Origin of the sequence: Halomonas sp. KM007 (assembly GCF_050709225.1) — a bacterium.
Lineage (GTDB): Bacteria > Pseudomonadota > Gammaproteobacteria > Pseudomonadales > Halomonadaceae > Vreelandella > Vreelandella hamiltonii.
This window is the reverse complement of record NZ_CP136131.1, coordinates 3,527,930-3,543,127: the sequence shown is the minus strand read 5'-3', so window position 1 is coordinate 3,543,127 and position 15,198 is coordinate 3,527,930. Positions and strand designations below refer to the sequence as shown.

General features: G+C 61.0%; 14 protein-coding genes. 5 read left to right on the top strand and 9 right to left on the bottom strand.

From position 1 onward, the window contains the following. Nucleotides 1-23 precede the first annotated feature (23 nt). Together RVM27_RS16835 and cobA are read right to left on the bottom strand one after the other, a co-directional pair. A complete protein-coding gene (locus RVM27_RS16835; protein WP_498957054.1) occupies nucleotides 24-1,109 on the bottom strand; it encodes a coiled-coil domain-containing protein in 1,086 nt (361 codons plus the stop codon). Nucleotides 1,110-1,287: 178 nt separating this feature from the next. After that, nucleotides 1,288-2,103 carry a uroporphyrinogen-III C-methyltransferase gene (gene cobA / locus RVM27_RS16830; RefSeq protein ID WP_039182296.1) on the bottom strand — a complete coding sequence of 272 codons (816 nt, stop codon included), beginning with the start codon at nucleotides 2,101-2,103 and terminating at the stop codon, nucleotides 1,288-1,290. 291 nt (nucleotides 2,104-2,394) lie between these two features. Here cobA and RVM27_RS16825 point away from each other — a divergent pair, with 291 nt between their 5' ends. The 5 genes from RVM27_RS16825 (at nucleotide 2,395) to RVM27_RS16805 (ending at nucleotide 8,123) form a co-directional block, all read left to right on the top strand. Then, a complete protein-coding gene (locus tag RVM27_RS16825) occupies nucleotides 2,395-3,306 on the top strand; it encodes a GGDEF domain-containing protein (protein ID WP_096922874.1) in 912 nt (303 codons plus the stop codon). 30 nt (nucleotides 3,307-3,336) lie between these two features. Then, nucleotides 3,337-3,675: a 4a-hydroxytetrahydrobiopterin dehydratase gene (locus tag RVM27_RS16820; protein ID WP_039182269.1), complete on the top strand. Its 339-nt coding sequence runs from the start codon at nucleotides 3,337-3,339 to the stop codon at nucleotides 3,673-3,675. Next, the gene (locus tag RVM27_RS16815) at nucleotides 3,676-4,866 is read left to right on the top strand and encodes an amino acid aminotransferase (RefSeq protein WP_287806543.1); all 1,191 of its coding nucleotides are present in this window, start codon (nucleotides 3,676-3,678) and stop codon (nucleotides 4,864-4,866) included. A 351-nt stretch (nucleotides 4,867-5,217) separates the two neighbouring features. Further along, nucleotides 5,218-6,666, top strand: a complete 1,449-nt coding sequence (gene tnpC, locus RVM27_RS16810; protein WP_154487592.1) for an IS66 family transposase — start codon at nucleotides 5,218-5,220, stop codon at nucleotides 6,664-6,666. Nucleotides 6,667-6,755: 89 nt separating this feature from the next. Continuing rightward, complete coding sequence (locus RVM27_RS16805) at nucleotides 6,756-8,123, top strand: NCS2 family permease (protein WP_498957053.1); 1,368 nt, start codon at nucleotides 6,756-6,758, stop codon at nucleotides 8,121-8,123. Nucleotides 8,124-8,136: 13 nt separating this feature from the next. Here the strand turns inward: RVM27_RS16805 and RVM27_RS16800 are convergent, their stop codons facing one another. The 7 genes from RVM27_RS16800 to RVM27_RS16770 all read right to left on the bottom strand — a co-directional run bounded on the left by RVM27_RS16800 (nucleotide 8,137) and on the right by RVM27_RS16770 (nucleotide 15,185). Further along, a complete protein-coding gene (locus RVM27_RS16800) occupies nucleotides 8,137-9,468 on the bottom strand; it encodes an MATE family efflux transporter (protein ID WP_498957789.1) in 1,332 nt (443 codons plus the stop codon). A 109-nt stretch (nucleotides 9,469-9,577) separates the two neighbouring features. Then, nucleotides 9,578-10,162 (bottom strand): YceI family protein, encoded by a 585-nt coding sequence (locus RVM27_RS16795; protein WP_016914033.1) that lies wholly within the window; start codon nucleotides 10,160-10,162, stop codon nucleotides 9,578-9,580. Between the two features lie 70 nt (nucleotides 10,163-10,232). Further along, nucleotides 10,233-10,808 carry a cytochrome b gene (locus tag RVM27_RS16790; protein ID WP_498957052.1) on the bottom strand — a complete coding sequence of 192 codons (576 nt, stop codon included), beginning with the start codon at nucleotides 10,806-10,808 and terminating at the stop codon, nucleotides 10,233-10,235. Nucleotides 10,809-11,029: 221 nt separating this feature from the next. Then, a complete protein-coding gene (locus tag RVM27_RS16785) occupies nucleotides 11,030-12,229 on the bottom strand; it encodes an O-succinylhomoserine sulfhydrylase (protein ID WP_498957051.1) in 1,200 nt (399 codons plus the stop codon). A gap of 90 nt (nucleotides 12,230-12,319) precedes the next feature. Then, nucleotides 12,320-13,840 (bottom strand): amidophosphoribosyltransferase, encoded by a 1,521-nt coding sequence (gene purF / locus RVM27_RS16780; RefSeq protein WP_498957050.1) that lies wholly within the window; start codon nucleotides 13,838-13,840, stop codon nucleotides 12,320-12,322. A gap of 104 nt (nucleotides 13,841-13,944) precedes the next feature. Beyond that, nucleotides 13,945-14,493 carry a CvpA family protein gene (locus RVM27_RS16775; protein ID WP_039179928.1) on the bottom strand — a complete coding sequence of 183 codons (549 nt, stop codon included), beginning with the start codon at nucleotides 14,491-14,493 and terminating at the stop codon, nucleotides 13,945-13,947. Nucleotides 14,494-14,495: 2 nt separating this feature from the next. Continuing rightward, complete coding sequence (locus tag RVM27_RS16770; RefSeq protein ID WP_498957049.1) at nucleotides 14,496-15,185, bottom strand: SPOR domain-containing protein; 690 nt, start codon at nucleotides 15,183-15,185, stop codon at nucleotides 14,496-14,498. Between the last annotated feature and the right edge of the window lie 13 nt (nucleotides 15,186-15,198).

Below are 15,198 nucleotides of genomic sequence, written 5' to 3'. Positions count from 1 at the left end.
GGCCTCAGCCATCGGAACTCCGTTTACTGCGCCTGCGTATCGTCAGCGTCGTCGCCCTCGCTCTCTTGATCACCTGACAGGTCAGGCACCTCATCGTTGGCAGCATCATCCACGTGCAGGCGGTCGCCTAGCGCGGCCAGCTCTTCACGCCACTCGCGCAGTTGGCTCTCCAAGCGTTCCAGCTGCTCTTCGCGAGTCTCGATATCGCTCTCGACATTGGCGACTTCCTCACGGCCAATGTCCAACGCCACCATCAGGTCATCCATTTCACCGCGCACCTGGCTCAGGCTCTCTTCTTCCTCCTCGCGCAGCTGGGTCATGGACTCGATCTCGGACTGCATCGCATCGCGCTCGCTGGTCACGCTATCGCGCTCTTCCTGCAGCGACTCCAGCTCGCTCTGCTGGCTGGCAATCTGCTCTTCCAGCTCGGCCAGGCGCTCATTGGCCTCGTTGACCTGGGATTCCAGCTCACTGAGCTCGTCTTCGGCAGCCGTCTGCTCTTCGACCGCCTGCTGGCGCTGCTCTTCGGCTTCCTGACGGGCCGCTTCAGCCTCCTGACGCGCCTGCTCCGCGCTTTCACGGGCGTCTTCGATCTGCTGCAGGCTAGACTCGGCCTCATCACGCTCACTGACGATCTGGTCGCGCGCTTCGCGCAGGCTTTCCATCTCGCTCTCGGCGCCCGCCAGACGCTCTTCCAGTGACGTCACTTCCTGCTCAAGGGCATCCCGCTGCGCTTCCAACTCCTCCAGACGAGACTGCACGGTGCCTACCTCGCCCTGAGCAGACGCCAGCGTTTCAGAGGCTTCTTCCTGCTGCTGCGCCAACAAGGCAATTTCTTCACGCATGGCGGTCAGGTCGGCTTCGGCTTCTTCGACCTCGGCCAGGCGCTGGCTCAACTGGGCATTCTCCTGCTCGACACTGTTGAGCTGGCCTTCCAGCCGCTCGACGCGATCACGATGGGTGCCTGCATTGGACTGCGCCATGATGGCCCATATCACCGCAATGGCCGCGATACCGGCAATCCCCTTGACGCGGTTATCCTGAAACAGCGTCTTCATATCAGGCTTGCCAGCAGGTGTGTGCGGCTCTGGGTGGTTTGCTTCTGACATGCTGCATCCCTCTCTTCGCTTGGCTGCTGGTAATAGCAACGTGAGTGACAAATCGCTCGATATCGTCAACGATCGTTTCTAAACGTAGTCCTTACCAGCATACACAGCCACCCGCATATCGCCAGCGCTCAGCAAGATACGGCTTCGAACCCTGCCTCTCTCGAGTGACCAGATGCCGTCACGGGCGACGCACTTTGCAAAGATGGCTCTCTTCACCGAAGCCCTGAGCGGCTCCCTGCTCCACCTCGAACCACGAAAGTCGCGCATGCAATGTCACCACGCTTCCCACGATCAACAGCGTAGGCGGCTGGATGGCACCTTGCAGAAAAGCCGTCGGCAGTTGCCGCAGGGTGCCCGTATGGGTCTGCTGCTGACGCGTGGTTCCCTGCTCGATCAGTGCCAGGGGCGTTTCCGGTGGCAAACCATGGGCCATCAGCCCCTCACAAATGGCCGTCAAATTACTCAGCCCCATGTAAAACACCAGGGTCTGCCCAGGCTGCGCCAGAGTAGGCCAATCGAGGGTAAACTCGCCCTGCTGCAAATGCCCGGTCACGAAACGCACGGATTGCGCATGATCGCGATGGGTCAGCGGTATGCCAGCATAAGCCGCACACCCCGAGGCAGCGGTGATGCCGGGCACGACGTCTACCTCGATACCGGCAGCCACCAAGGTTTCCAGCTCTTCTCCCCCACGCCCAAAAATGAACGGGTCGCCACCTTTCAGACGCACCACCTGCTTGCCCTGTCGGGCCCACTCCACCAATGCCTGATTGATCCCCTCCTGAGGCACACTGTGGGACGAACGCGCCTTGCCGACATAGTAGCGCGCGGCTTCCTGTGGCAGCAGCGCGATGATTTCATCACTCACCAGACGGTCATAAAGCACCACCTCGGCACTTTTGAGCCGACGAAAGGCTTTCAGGGTCAGTAACTCCGGGTCGCCTGGCCCTGCGCCTACCAAACTGACACGGCCAACGCCTGTCTGTGCGCTCATGGTTGCCATTATGGACGTATCCACCTCGTGTGATTGCTGTGCAGCCAAACCCGCCACCAAAGTAATAAGAATAATAATTCATATGCCGAAAAGTAATTTTAAACCGAATGGTGCGCTCTGCACAGGCCATCTCCGCCAAAAACGGACCATATAGAATTTAAAACCTGCTTTTAATTCCAAAAAATTATTAATAAAAGACAATTTGTCAGCAATGGCTTACATCCCATTTACCTATTTAGGGCTAATCTTCACAGCTAACTTATAATAGGCCTATCGTCTGGAGATTCACGCATGTCCGTGAATGAGGCATCCGTTACTTCCAAGCCTGCCGCCCCGGGCACGGAAGAGTTGATCAGCAGCATCCCAGGGGTCATTTTTCAGTTTTACCGCACGCACGCTGGCCACATGCATTTTCCCTATCTGGAAGGGGGTGGCATGGCACTTGCCTATATCGACAAACACCAGCTCGCCGAAGATGCCCAGCCGCTGCTGGAGCAACTCACTGGCAGCGACTACCCAAAGATCATGTCGGCCATCGAGCGCTCAGCACGCTGGATGCTGCCGCTGACCACCCGCTTCCGATTCCCCTTTCCAGAAGAAAACCCTCGCTGGATCGCGGTCAGCGCCAACCCAGAACCTTTCACCAATGGCGTGCGCTGGAGCGGTATCATGATGGACATCACCGACCAGGTGCTGGAAGAGCAGCGCCTGCGTCGGCTTTGCGACACCGACCCGCTGACCGGCCTGGCCAACCGGCGCAAGTTGATGCTGCAACTGACGCATTTGAGCTCCCTGAGCACGCGCCACGGCTCACCACTGTCGGTCATGATGATCGACATCGACCACTTCAAGCAGCTCAATGACGCCTGGGGACATCTGCAGGGCGACAAGGTACTCAAACAGCTCGCCACGTTGACCTGCTCGCTGCTGCGCTGTGAAGACGTGGTTGCCCGCCTGGGAGGTGAAGAGTTCATGGTACTGTTGCCGCTCACCTCGCTGCAGCAATGCCATGCGCTTGCCGACCGCCTGCGCAAAACCATCGCCGAGCACGATTTCGGCATTGGCCAGAACAGCGTCACGCTGAGCATCGGGGTTGCGGAGTACCGCTGTGGCGAACCCCTGACCAGCCTGATGGAGCGCGCGGATCAGGCGCTCTATCGCGCCAAGGAGGTTGGCCGGGACTGCGTGCGTCTTCTACCCTGACGCTAGTAACGTCGCCTTCGGAGACCGACCATGCAAAGCCTCGCTCGCACTGCCTTCCAGCCCGTGTCGTCAGATGCCATGCCGCTCGCTCATGAGGCATGCCAACCCCATCTGGCCGCACTTCCAGAGTGGCAGATTATCGAACACGATGGCATCATGAAGTTGACGAGACGCTTTGCGTTTCGTGATTTCGCGGATGCGTTGGCTTTTACCCAGCGTGTCGGTGAGGTCGCCGAGCAGGCTGGGCATCACCCGGTCCTCGTGACCGAGTGGGGGCACACCACCGTGACCTGGTGGACGCATACCCTGCGCGGCCTGCATCTCAATGATTTCATTCTTGCCGCCAGAACCGACGAGGTAGTCGAATAAATGTTTGAGCAAATTGAGCGAGTCCCTGGAGACGCCATTCTCGGGTTGATCGAAGCTTTCAAGAAAGACACCAATCCGCAGAAAGTGGACCTTGGTGTCGGTGTATACCGTGACGCAGCGGGCAATACCCCGGTCATGCGCGCGGTCAAGGAAGCAGAAGCTCGCCTGCTCAAGAATGAAACCACCAAGACCTACATCGGCTCCCATGGCGCGCCTGCTTATGGCGATGCCGTGCTGCCCATGGTACTGGGTGCCGACTCAGCGGTATTGAAAGCCAACCGTGCCAGCGCCACGCAGTCACCGGGCGGTACGGGCGCTCTGCGCCTGGCGGCCGATTTCATTGCCAGCCAGTTGCCCGGCAAAGGCATCTGGGTCAGCGACCCCACTTGGCCCAACCACCACGGCATCTTCACCGCGGCGGGCATTGCGCTGCACAAATACCCCTACGTCGATGCCGAGAACCGTCTGGATTTCACGGGCATGCTGGCAGCCCTCAAACAGATTCCAGAAGGCGACGTGGTCGTGCTGCATGCCTGCTGCCACAACCCTACCGGCTTCGATCTTTCTCAAGCCCAGTGGCAGGAAGTCATGGCCGTTCTGCAAGAGCGCAAGCTGCTGCCGCTGATCGACTTCGCCTACCAGGGCTTCGGCGAAGGGCTGGAAGAAGATGCCTACGGCGTTCGTCTGCTGGCTGAAAACCTGGATGAGGTGATCATCACCAGCTCCTGCTCCAAGAACTTCGGTATCTACTGCGAGCGCACTGGCTGCCTGATTCTGGTGGCCAAGGACGCCGAGCAGATGGAAAACGTACGCTCTCAGGCGGCCATCGTTGCCCGGGAAAACTACTCCAACCCGCCCGCCCACGGCGGCGCCATCGTCAGTGAAATCCTCCACGATGCCGAGCTGTCCGCCCTGTGGCGTGAAGAGCTGACGGAAATGCGCGACCGTATCAACACCCTGCGTCGCGATTTCGTCGAAGCGCTGAAGCCTTACGGTCTGGCGGAAAAATATGCCTGCGTAGCCGAGCAGCGCGGCATGTTCTCCTACACGGGCCTGACCCCGGAACAGGTAGACCGCCTGCGTGATGAGTTCGGCATCTACATGGTGCGCTCGGGCCGTGCCAACGTGGCAGGCTTCTCCCACGAGAACCTTCCCTACCTGGCCAAGGCCATCGCGGCAGTCAACGACTGATCTCGCGCACTGACGTATGACGCCCAGGCTTTGGCCTGGGCGTTTTTGTTTAGAAAGATCAACCTCTTGAACAATGATGTGTACAATTGCGCCTTCGCCGCCAGAGCCTGGGGCGCCCGCGCGGCGTCCGTGACAACGCAACGCTTGACCGATTAGTCAAATATTCGGCACACTCAGCGTAGCCTTGTATACAACACACCATAACCGAGAGGCACAACATGGCGGCTGCCAGCACTCCCTACCCCTGGTACAAAAAAGGTAACTATTCAGGTGGCTGCGGATGGGATATCGCCAACCAGCTGATTTTTCTGGCATAGTGTGCCTAATCCTTCGGCATATCTATGCGGTGACATGACCATCAGCGATATCAACGTCGACGAGGCTCTGGAGCGGGTCCGACAGCAGCTCAAGGAAGACCAGACGGTCTCTCCGTCGCTGCGTGCGGCCATCGATGTGCTGATGTTGCTGGTCAAGCTCATGGCCGATCGCCTGGCCACCAGTAGCCGCAACAGCAGCAAGCCACCGTCCCAGGATCCCAATCGCCAGCGCCGCTCGCGCGCCAAAGGCGAGCGGCGCCCCGGCGGACAGCCAGGGCATGAGGGTAAGACGTTGGCGCCGGTGACGGACCCCGACGAGGTGGTCAAGCTCCGTGTCGATCGTCGGCAACTCCCCAAGGGGCGTTCTTACCGCCCGGTCGGCGTCGAAACGCGCCAAGTGCAGGACATCGTAATCCAGGCCGTGGTCACCGAATATCAGGCTGAGGTCCTCGAAGATGATCAGGGGCAACGCTACGTGGCGCCATTCCCCGAGGGCGTGACTCGCCCCATCCAGTATGGCCCTCGCCTCAAGGCGCATGTCGTCTATCTCTCCCAGTATCAGCTGTTGCCCTATGCGCGTATCCGCGAGTTGCTCACCTCGCAGTGCGGCCTGTCGCTGAGCACCGGCACCCTGTTCGCCTTCAACCAGGAGGCCTACCAGCGGGCCGAGGCGTTCGCCGAGTGGGTGATCCCGGCGCTACGTGAAGCAGCCACCGTCCATGCCGATGAAACCGGAATGCAGGTCGGTGGCAAACGCTACTGGCTACACAGCGCCTCCAACGAGGCCCTGACCTGGTTGGCCCCGCACCCCAAGCGCGGCCAGGAAGCGATGGACGCCATCGGCGTATTGCCCTTCGTGCGTGGCGTGCTGGTGCATGATCACTGGAAGCCCTACTACCGCTATCCGGATTGCCGGCACGCGCTCTGTAATGCGCACCACCTTCGGGAGCTGACAGCGGCCTGGGAGAACGATGGCCAGGCATGGGCCAAGGCCTTGCATGACCTGTTGTTGGAGATGCATCGCGCCGTGGAGGTGGCCGACGGCTGCCTCTCGGCCGATGAGACCCGAGCCTGGCGGCAGCGCTATCGAGATTGCCTGGCGAAAGGGGACGCCGAGTGCCCCCCGCCGGTGAAACCGCCACCTGGAACGCGAGGCCGGGCCAAGCGCACCAAGCCGCGCAACCTCCTGGAACGCCTCCAGGCGTACGAGGACGACGTGTTGCGCTTCCTCGACGACCCTGCCGCTCCCTTCACCAACAACCAGGGGGAGCGCGATCTGCGAATGACCAAGGTCCAGCAGAAAATCTCGGGCTGTTTCCGCTCCTGGGAGGGTGCTGAGATCTTCTGCCGCATGCGTAGCTTTCTCTCGACCGCCGTCAAGCAAGGGGTAGCGGCGCATACCGCACTGGAGCAACTGTTTGCGGGGGAGGTGCCAGCCTTCATGCAGCAAGAAGCCCCGACTCAGCCAACCGGTGCTGAATAGTTACCAAAAAAGAAGATACCGACGCTTTCTTTGCGCTGTTTCAGAACAACATCGCCAATTTCGTCATTATCGCCATTACCATGCTGGGCATGGGTTTTCCTGCCTCCATCGTGTATGGGCAGGTGCTGCCAGGGGCGGCGGTCGCCGTCATGGTGGGCAATTTCTACTACGCCTGGAGCGCCGCTCGCTTGGCGCGCAAGGAGAACCGCAGCGACGTCACGGCGCTCTCCTACGGTATTTCCACGCCGGTGATGTTCGTCTTCCTGTTCGGGGTGCTACTGCCCGCCAAACAGCTGACCGGCGATGCCGAACTCGCTTGGAAAGTCGCCGTGGCCGCCTGCTTCATCAGCGGTGCCATCGAAGCCCTGATCAGCGTCGTAGGCCGCTGGGTACAGTATCACCTGCCCAGAGCCGCGATGCTGGGTGCCGTGGCAGGCGTTGCGCTGACCTTCATTGCGGGTGAAATGCTGTTCAAGACGCTGGAAATGCCGGTGATTGGCCTGCTGGTGCTGGGGATCATCATCGTGGGCCTGGTCGCCAGGGTGAGCATGCCCTTCAAGCTTCCCACCTCGCTGTTTGCCATCGTCATCGGGACGACCATGGCCTACCTGATTGGCGATGCAGGCACCGAGCGCTTCAGCGATGCCTTCACCCACTTGGGGTTCTACCCCTTGCTGCCCAATCTCGCCTGGTTCGAAGGGCTGGGCCTGCTGTTCACCGGCATGCTGGCCGTCCTGACCGTGGTGCTGCCCATTACCCTGTACAACGCCATCGAAACCATGAACAACGTCGAGGCCATGGAAGCCGCAGGCGACAAGTACGATGTACGGGAATGCCAGGCCGTGGATGGCGCGGGCACCATGATCGGGGCGCTGTTTGGCGGCGTGTTCCCGACGACGGTCTACATTGCCACGGTGGGTGCCAAATGGATGGGCGCCGGGCGCGGCTACAGCCTGCTGAACGGCGCCGTCTACGCGCTGGCCACCATGTTCGGCCTGATTGCTGCCCTGGCGGCCATCATTCCGGTCTCCGTCGTGGCGCCTATTCTGGTATTCGTGGGGATGTCCATGATCGCCACTGCGTTCCAGGCCAACGATACCCGCTACTACCCGGCCATCGCCCTGGCGATGCTGCCCTACTTCGCCAATTACGTGATGACGCGTTTCAACCGGGGAGCCGGTGAGGTGGTCAGCGACATCTCCAGCGCCATCGTCGTGCTGGGGCAAGGGGCCATGTTCATGGCCATCCTGTTAGGCGCCATGACCGTGTCGGTGATCGACCATCAGTTCCGCAGGGCAGCGGCCTTTGCCGCCATCGCGGCGGGCTTTTCATTCGTTGGCCTGATGCATGCGCCCCAGCTGGCCTTCAATGCGGCCCCCGACTTCGTCATGGGCTATCTCGCCATGGCGCTGCTGTTCCTGTATTTCTCGTTTCAGGAATCACGTCGCCAGCACTGAAGCTGTCGTCGGGTCATGACACTCCCGCCCGCCGATGCGGGCGGGAGAGAATCCGCCGCAGCGCTCCCCAAGCCATCAGGCCTGCCAGCACATTCCCCAAAGCGGCACCCGCAGCCAGCCCCGTCCAGCCAAACAGCTGCGCCCCCACCCAAAGGCACGGCAGGTAGCACACGAACAGCCGCGCACTGGAGAGCAGCATGGCCCGCAGCGGCCAGCCCAGCGCATTACCCGCCGACACCACCAGCATGCATACACCCAGCGCCGCATAGCTGGGCAGCAAAAAACGTATCAGCAGCGCCAGCTCGCTCTGCACTTCCGGATTACCGGCCAGCGCCATGGCCACCCAGGGTGACGCCAGCGCCAACAACACGCCCAACGCCAGCTGCCAGGCCACGGCCACGGTCAGCGCCAGGCGCATGAGACGATGAATCTGCTCCCAGTCTCCAGCCCCATAGCAGCGCCCCAACCAGGGGGGCAGCGACATGGTCATGGCAAGAATCACCATCAGCGAAAGGGTTTCCAACCGGCTGGCCAACCCCCAGGCCGCGACTTGGGTATCCCCCAGCCCCGCCACCGCCGCAATCGCCAGCATAGCGGCCAGCGGCGGCATCAGCTGGCTGACCATGGCTGGCGCGGCAATGCCGGTGAAAGGCCGCCAGGAGCGTTTGGCCTCTGGCCACAGCGCGACCATCGTCGCCCAGTCACGCCGATAGAGCTTGCGGCAGGTAAACCACAAGCCCACGGCAAAGGCGATGGCCGTGGCCCAGGCAGCCCCCGGCAACCCCCACCCCTCCCAGGGGCCTATGCCAAAAATGAACAGCGGGTCCAGCACCAGGTTCACCAGACTGCTGACCACCATCATCTTGCCAGGCAACCGAGTATCGCCGTGGGCGCGAAACACGCTGTAGATGAAGTAAAGCAAGGCGCCCAACCAGGCGGCGAACAGCTGCGGCGCCCAGTAGGCTCGAATGTGCCCTAGCGCACGCTGGTCGGCCCCCAGCAGGCTGAACAAGGGCTCCTGCAACGCCCAAAGCACGACAGCCAGCACACCGATGACCGCACCACCCGCCAACAGCACCAGGCTGCTCAAGCGCCTGGCTCTGGCCTGCTCACCGGCCCCCAAGGCTCGGGAGATGAGCGCCGCAATGGCGATGCCCACCCCCACCTGAATACCAATGATCAAAAACGACAGCGGAAAAGTGAACGACTGCGCGGCCAGCGGGGCCGTGCCCAGCCGCGCGATGAAGGCGCTGTCGACCAGCTGAAACCCGAGCAGCGCCAGAACACCAATGGCCATGGGCCAGGTTTGACGCCACAGGGTGATAGCCAACTCACGTTGTTGCATAGCGGCTGCCAACGGCGGCCTCCTTGGTGTATTGCTCGATTTACGGGGGCTTTAAAACGCAAAAAACGCCACCACCCGTGAAGGTGGCAGCGTTCTGATCAGTCATCGCTTACTGGCGGATGCCTTCGAAGGTGACGTAGAGCTCCAGCTCGTGCATAGCTTCCGGGAAGTCGCTCATGTCGATGCCGAAATCACTCAGCGTCAGCATGGTGCTGCCTTCGAAACCAGCGCGGTAGTTACCCCAGGGGTCTTCACCTTCGCCCATGAGGGTCACCGGCATTTCGATTTCCTGAGTTTCGCCATGCAGCGTCAGCTCGCCGGTCACCACGCCTTCGTTGTCACCTGTAGCTTCGAAACCAGTGGACGTGAAGGTCGCCGTGGGGAATTCGCTGGCGTTGAGGAAGTCAGCGCTCAGAATATGACGGTCACGCTCGGCATGGTTGGTGGTCAGGCTGTTGACCTGCACTTCCATGGAGACGGAAGACGCATCCAGGTCGTCGGCATCGTAATGGAACTGGCCATCGAAGGTCTCGAAGCTGCCCAGAATGTAAGAGAAGCCCAGATGGTTGATCTTGAACTGCACGAATGCGTGCTGGCCTTCGATATCGATCTGATAATCAGCCGCCTGAGCCTGGCTCAAGGGAACCAGAGCCGCTGCGGCCAGTGCCGTGGCAATCGCTGTCTTCTTCAACATTGCTATCTCCTCGCTTTCCTTGGTCAAAACTGCGGATTCATCATGAGTCCGCGGTGAGTAGAACAGGGGTTCAAATTTTAGGCTGGGCATGGGGCTTTGGCTGCCCATGGCGCGGGTTGACCATGCGGCGCAGCGTGTCGTGCCGCCAGCGCCAATGATGCACCAATGCCGCCAACGCATGCCCACCTGCCAATACCATGAGCGCCAACGCGCTGTACCAGTGTATGTCGCCCGCCACGCTGGCCTGATTGGGCAGGCCATGCAGGATGGCAGGAGCATCGAACCAGCCAAACACACTGATGGAACGCCCGTTGGCGGTCGAAATCAGGTAGCCACTGAACAGTACCGTCAGCAACAAAACGTAAAGTGCGATGTGGCCAAGGTGAGCCGCCAGACGCTCGAAACGCCCTCCCTCGGCCGCGGGGGTCGGCTGTATGAAACGCCAAGCCAATCGGCCAAAGGTGACCAGCAGCAGTAGCACGCCCACCGAGCGGTGTATCCAGGGAGCCTGATTGTACCAAGGGTCGTAATAACCCAACCCGGTCATCCACCAACCTAACGCGAACAACCCAATGATGGTCAAAGCGCTCAGCCAGTGAAACGCGATACTGATCACCCCCCAGCCAGTGCGTGTATTACGCCACATCCTTGACTCCCCATTGACGGCTGCACGCTGCCCCACAGCATGCTTCACTTGTTATAAAAATCATAACCTTTCGCATGACAAAACACTGCTGAAAAAAGCAGAACGCATCGTTCGGAAAAACCGTTTCATCGTGCCCGTATCGTGTCACTTTATGAAACGTTGGCGTGTTTCGCCAATAAAAAACCGGCCTTTCGGCCGGTCAGTCGTCACAATATCGTACTTCAACGAGCCGCCAGCGCATCCAGGCCACGGGCCAGGTCACGCTGGATATCCGCCTGACTTTCAAGCCCGACGGCTACCCGAATCAGCCCCGGCGCAATCCCTGCGGCGGCCTTTTGCTCATCGGAAAGGCGCCCGTGGGTCGTGGTGGCCGGGTGAGTGATGGTGGTTTTGACATCGCCCAGATTGCCGGTAATCGACAGCATGCGCGTGGCGTCGATCACCTGCCAGGCGCCCTCTTGCCCACCCAGCACCTCGAATCCCAGCACGGCACCAAAGCCCTGCTGCTGGCGCTTGGCCAACGCATGCTGAGGGTGCGCTTCCAGGCCGCTGTAATACACCCGATTGACGGCAGGATGCTGGTCGAGCCAGCGGGCCAGGCTCAAGGCGTTCTCGCAGTGGGCCTTCATGCGTAGCGACAGGGTCTCGAGCCCCTTGGTGAAGATCCACGCGTTGAACGGACTCAGGCAGGGGCCGCAGGTCCGCACGACGCCAAACACCTCTTCCAGCAGGTCATGACGCCCCACCACCGCTCCGCCTACGGCGCGCCCTTGGCCATCCAGGTATTTGGTGGCCGAGTGGATCACCAGATCGGCCCCCAGTGCCAGCGGCTGTTGCAGGGCAGGCGTAAGGAAACAGTTATCGATGGCCAGCAAGGCCCCGCTGCGCTTCGCCAACGCTGCCAGGGCCGGAATATCGGCCACTTCGGAAAGCGGATTGGACGGCGTTTCTGCAAACATCAACCGAGTGGCGGGCGTCACTGCGGCTTCCCAGGCTGCCAGATTGGAAAGCTCCACATAGCGCGTGGTAATGCCAAACTTGCCCAGATACTTGTCGAACAGGCTGACCGTAGAGCCAAACAGCGAACGCGAGGCCACGATCTCATCCCCCGCCGACAGCAGTGCCAGGGCAGTGGAAAGAATGGCGGCCATGCCAGAGCTGGTGGCTACACAACGCTCACCGCCTTCCAGGGCCGCCAGTCGGCGTTCGAAGGTATGTACTGTCGGATTGGTGAAGCGCGAGTAGACGTTACCCGGCTCTTGACCACCGAACTTGCGGGCAGCTTCGGCAGCACTCTCGTAAACAAAGCTCGAGGTGGGAAAAATCGGCTCGGCATGCTCCTGCTCAAGCGTGCGGTGGTGCCCCGCGCGAATGGCGAGCGTTTCGAGCGACCACTCCTCCTGGTGATGATCATCGTGCATGGCAGCGCCCTCTTTTCCAAAACGTCCAGCTTCCAAAACGTCCATTCCCCCGGCAACTCTCCCTGAGGAAAGTTGCCAGCGCATGCGCGTTCAGTCGTCCAGGTCATCATCCTGATTGTGCATGTCAACCAGCGCATGGTCACCCGCGCTGTTGTCCTTGGCCGCATCGTTACGGCTAGCCTCCAGTACCGCCAGGTAAGCCTCGTCGATATCGCCGGTGACGTAGTTGCCATCGAACACCGAGCAATCGAAGGCTTCCATCTCGGGGTTAACCTCGCGACAGGCGCTCTTCAGGTCTTCGAGGTCCTGATAGAAAATGCGGTCGGCGCCGATCAGCTGACCCACTTCCTCTTCCGTACGGCCATGGGCAATCAGCTCGGTGGCCGCGGGCATGTCGATGCCGTAAACGTTGGGGTAACGCACCGGGGGCGCCGCCGAGGCGAAATAGACCTTGCGGGCACCGGCATCCCGGGCCATCTGGATGATCTGCTTGCAGGTGGTGCCGCGCACGATGGAGTCATCCACCAGCAGTACGTTCTTGCCGTTGAACTCGACATCGATGGCATTCAGCTTCTGACGCACCGATTTCTTGCGCTGGGTCTGCCCGGGCATGATGAAGGTCCGGCCAATGTAGCGATTCTTCATGAAGCCTTCGCGGTAGGTGACGCCAAGATGCTGGGCCATCTCCAGTGCCGAAGTACGTGAGGTGTCCGGGATCGGGATGACCACATCGATATCGTGGTCGGGCCACTCGTTCATGATGCGGTCGCCCAGCTTGCGACCCATCTGCATGCGCGTGCCGTAGACATAAGCGCCATCGAGGATGGAGTCGGGGCGCGCCAGATAGACGTGCTCGAAGATACACGGACGCAGTTCGGGGCGGTCGGCACATACCTGGGTGTGAACCTGACCCTGCATGTCGACGAAGATGGCCTCGCCCGGCGCCAGGTCACGCGCCAGCTCGAAACCACCCACGTCCAGCGCCACCGACTCGGAGGCGATCATCACTTCCTGGCCGTTGGGGTCCTGACGCGTGCCGAACACCACCGGACGAATGCCGTGGGGATCACGGAAGGCGACCATACCGAACCCGTTGATGATCGCCACGGCCGCATAGCCACCCTTGCAGCGACGATGCACGCGACGCACCGCATCGAAGATGTCCTCGGCTTCCAGGTGAAGCCCTTGCTTGCCCAGCTCGTGGGCGAAGACGTTGAGCAGCACTTCCGAGTCGGAGCTGGTATTGATATGGCGCAGGTCCGTGGAGAACAGCTCCTGCTTCAACTGCTCTGAGTTGGTCAGGTTGCCGTTGTGGGCCAGCGCGATGCCGTAGGGGGAGTTGACGTAGAACGGCTGAGACTCGGCCTCACTGGAGGAGCCTGCCGTGGGGTAGCGCACGTGACCAATGCCCAGGTTGCCTTTCAGGCGCGCCATGTGGCGAGTATGGAAAACGTCACGAACCAGGCCGTTACTCTTGCGCAGTAGGAAGCGTCCCTCGCTCCAGGTCATCATGCCGGCAGCGTCCTGGCCCCGATGCTGAAGTACGGTCAGGGCATCGTAGATTCCCTGATTTACCGCCTGCTTGGCCAGAAGGCCCACTATACCGCACATTCCAGTTACCTCGCTTTAAAACCACGGCTTGCTGGTGCAAACCCGTATGATCATCAAACTTGCTCGTGCCGCTGCCAGACAGCGGCACGACATCCACCGCTCGGCTATTGCTGAACGGGAACGCGCAATTCGGGGAGCGAGACATCGCGCAGCGACGCCGGTGGCGTCGGCAGCTCACGCTCCCACTGGTCCAGTTGGCTCACGGCCCAGTCCCGCAACTCGATGAAGGTGGGGCGCAGCGAGGCTTCCTGCCATGCCTGAAGGTCTGCCAACGGTGTCAAGGTGATCAGCACGGTTACCACCAGCAGGATGACCGCGCCACGGGCAAGCCCGAACGCAGCGCCCGCAAAACGGTTCAACAGCCCCATGCCCACCCACTCCACGGCGGCGTGAACGATACGTATCACGATGCCGCACAGCAGAATCACCGCAAAGATGACCAGCGCAAAGGCCAGCACCAGGCGAGCATCGAAACTCTCGATGAAGCCGGCCATCAGCTCGGCCACCGGCTCGGCCAGCACCCGCGCCACCATCAGCGCGACGACCCAGGCAGCCAGCCCCAGCGATTCACGCACGAAGCCCCGTACGAAGCCTGCCAGCATCGATAGCGCCAGCACGGCCAGAAAAACGGCATCAATCCATGTCAGCGCCATGATCAGTCTCTTACCCGCACCAGAAGGCCTTGAACATTGGCCCGCTCTTTCACCAGTGCCAACGCCGCCTCGCCATCTTCCGAAGAGCCGTACGGGCCCACCAGCACGGTGGTGAGGTTGTTGTCACGCGGACGCTGGAAAACGCGGAAGCCTTGATTGGTGAGTTGGTCGCTGATTCGCTGGGCATTGGCGGCATCGCCAAAACTGCCTACCTGAACGGCCCATTCGCCCTGCTGCTGAGCCTGGGGAGCAGAACCATTGCTGCTGCCGCTACTACTGCTACTGCTGCCACGGTTCTGGTTAGCAGCCACCAGCTCGGCAATCGGGTCATTGGCGGGAGCGGGCGTCGGTTCGTTGCGCGGCGCTTCGGCGGGTGCTGCTGGCGGAGGCGTCTCAGCGGGCGCACTGGCAACGGCCTCGGTCTGCGGTTCCAGCGGCACGACCTCGATGGGCTCGTCCACTACCTCGGCATTCTCCAGCGGCTCGAGGGGAGACGGCGCGTTGATGGAAGCAGGCATCTCGGGCACAGGAACGTCCTGACGCACCACGTTCACCGGCTGTTCGATCACGAAGGTGGGCTGCGGACGCTCCTCCCGGGGAGCCGGGTCACTCATCAACCACGGCACGATGATCGCCAGCACGGCCAGCAGAATCACGAGACCGCTAATGCGTTCCGTTTTACCGTATTTCATATCCCTCTCCCTC

Excerpts from the sequence above, each read along its gene's own strand:
- RVM27_RS16790 (WP_498957052.1), bottom strand. The coding sequence starts at position 10,808 with ATGTGGCGTAATACACGCACTGGCTGGGGGGTGATCAGTATCGCGTTT.
- RVM27_RS16825 (WP_096922874.1), top strand. The coding sequence starts at position 2,395 with ATGTCCGTGAATGAGGCATCCGTTACTTCCAAGCCTGCCGCCCCGGGC.
- purF (WP_498957050.1), bottom strand. The coding sequence starts at position 13,840 with ATGTGCGGTATAGTGGGCCTTCTGGCCAAGCAGGCGGTAAATCAGGGA.
- RVM27_RS16785 (WP_498957051.1), bottom strand. The coding sequence starts at position 12,229 with ATGCACGATGATCATCACCAGGAGGAGTGGTCGCTCGAAACGCTCGCC.
- RVM27_RS16770 (WP_498957049.1), bottom strand. The coding sequence starts at position 15,185 with ATGAAATACGGTAAAACGGAACGCATTAGCGGTCTCGTGATTCTGCTG.
- RVM27_RS16800 (WP_498957789.1), bottom strand. The coding sequence starts at position 9,468 with ATGCAACAACGTGAGTTGGCTATCACCCTGTGGCGTCAAACCTGGCCC.
- RVM27_RS16820 (WP_039182269.1), top strand. The coding sequence starts at position 3,337 with ATGCAAAGCCTCGCTCGCACTGCCTTCCAGCCCGTGTCGTCAGATGCC.
- RVM27_RS16775 (WP_039179928.1), bottom strand. The coding sequence starts at position 14,493 with ATGGCGCTGACATGGATTGATGCCGTTTTTCTGGCCGTGCTGGCGCTA.
- RVM27_RS16795 (WP_016914033.1), bottom strand. The coding sequence starts at position 10,162 with ATGTTGAAGAAGACAGCGATTGCCACGGCACTGGCCGCAGCGGCTCTG.
- cobA (WP_039182296.1), bottom strand. The coding sequence starts at position 2,103 with ATGAGCGCACAGACAGGCGTTGGCCGTGTCAGTTTGGTAGGCGCAGGG.
- tnpC (WP_154487592.1), top strand. The coding sequence starts at position 5,218 with ATGACCATCAGCGATATCAACGTCGACGAGGCTCTGGAGCGGGTCCGA.
- RVM27_RS16815 (WP_287806543.1), top strand. The coding sequence starts at position 3,676 with ATGTTTGAGCAAATTGAGCGAGTCCCTGGAGACGCCATTCTCGGGTTG.
- RVM27_RS16835 (WP_498957054.1), bottom strand. The coding sequence starts at position 1,109 with ATGTCAGAAGCAAACCACCCAGAGCCGCACACACCTGCTGGCAAGCCT.
- RVM27_RS16805 (WP_498957053.1), top strand. The coding sequence starts at position 6,756 with ATGGGTTTTCCTGCCTCCATCGTGTATGGGCAGGTGCTGCCAGGGGCG.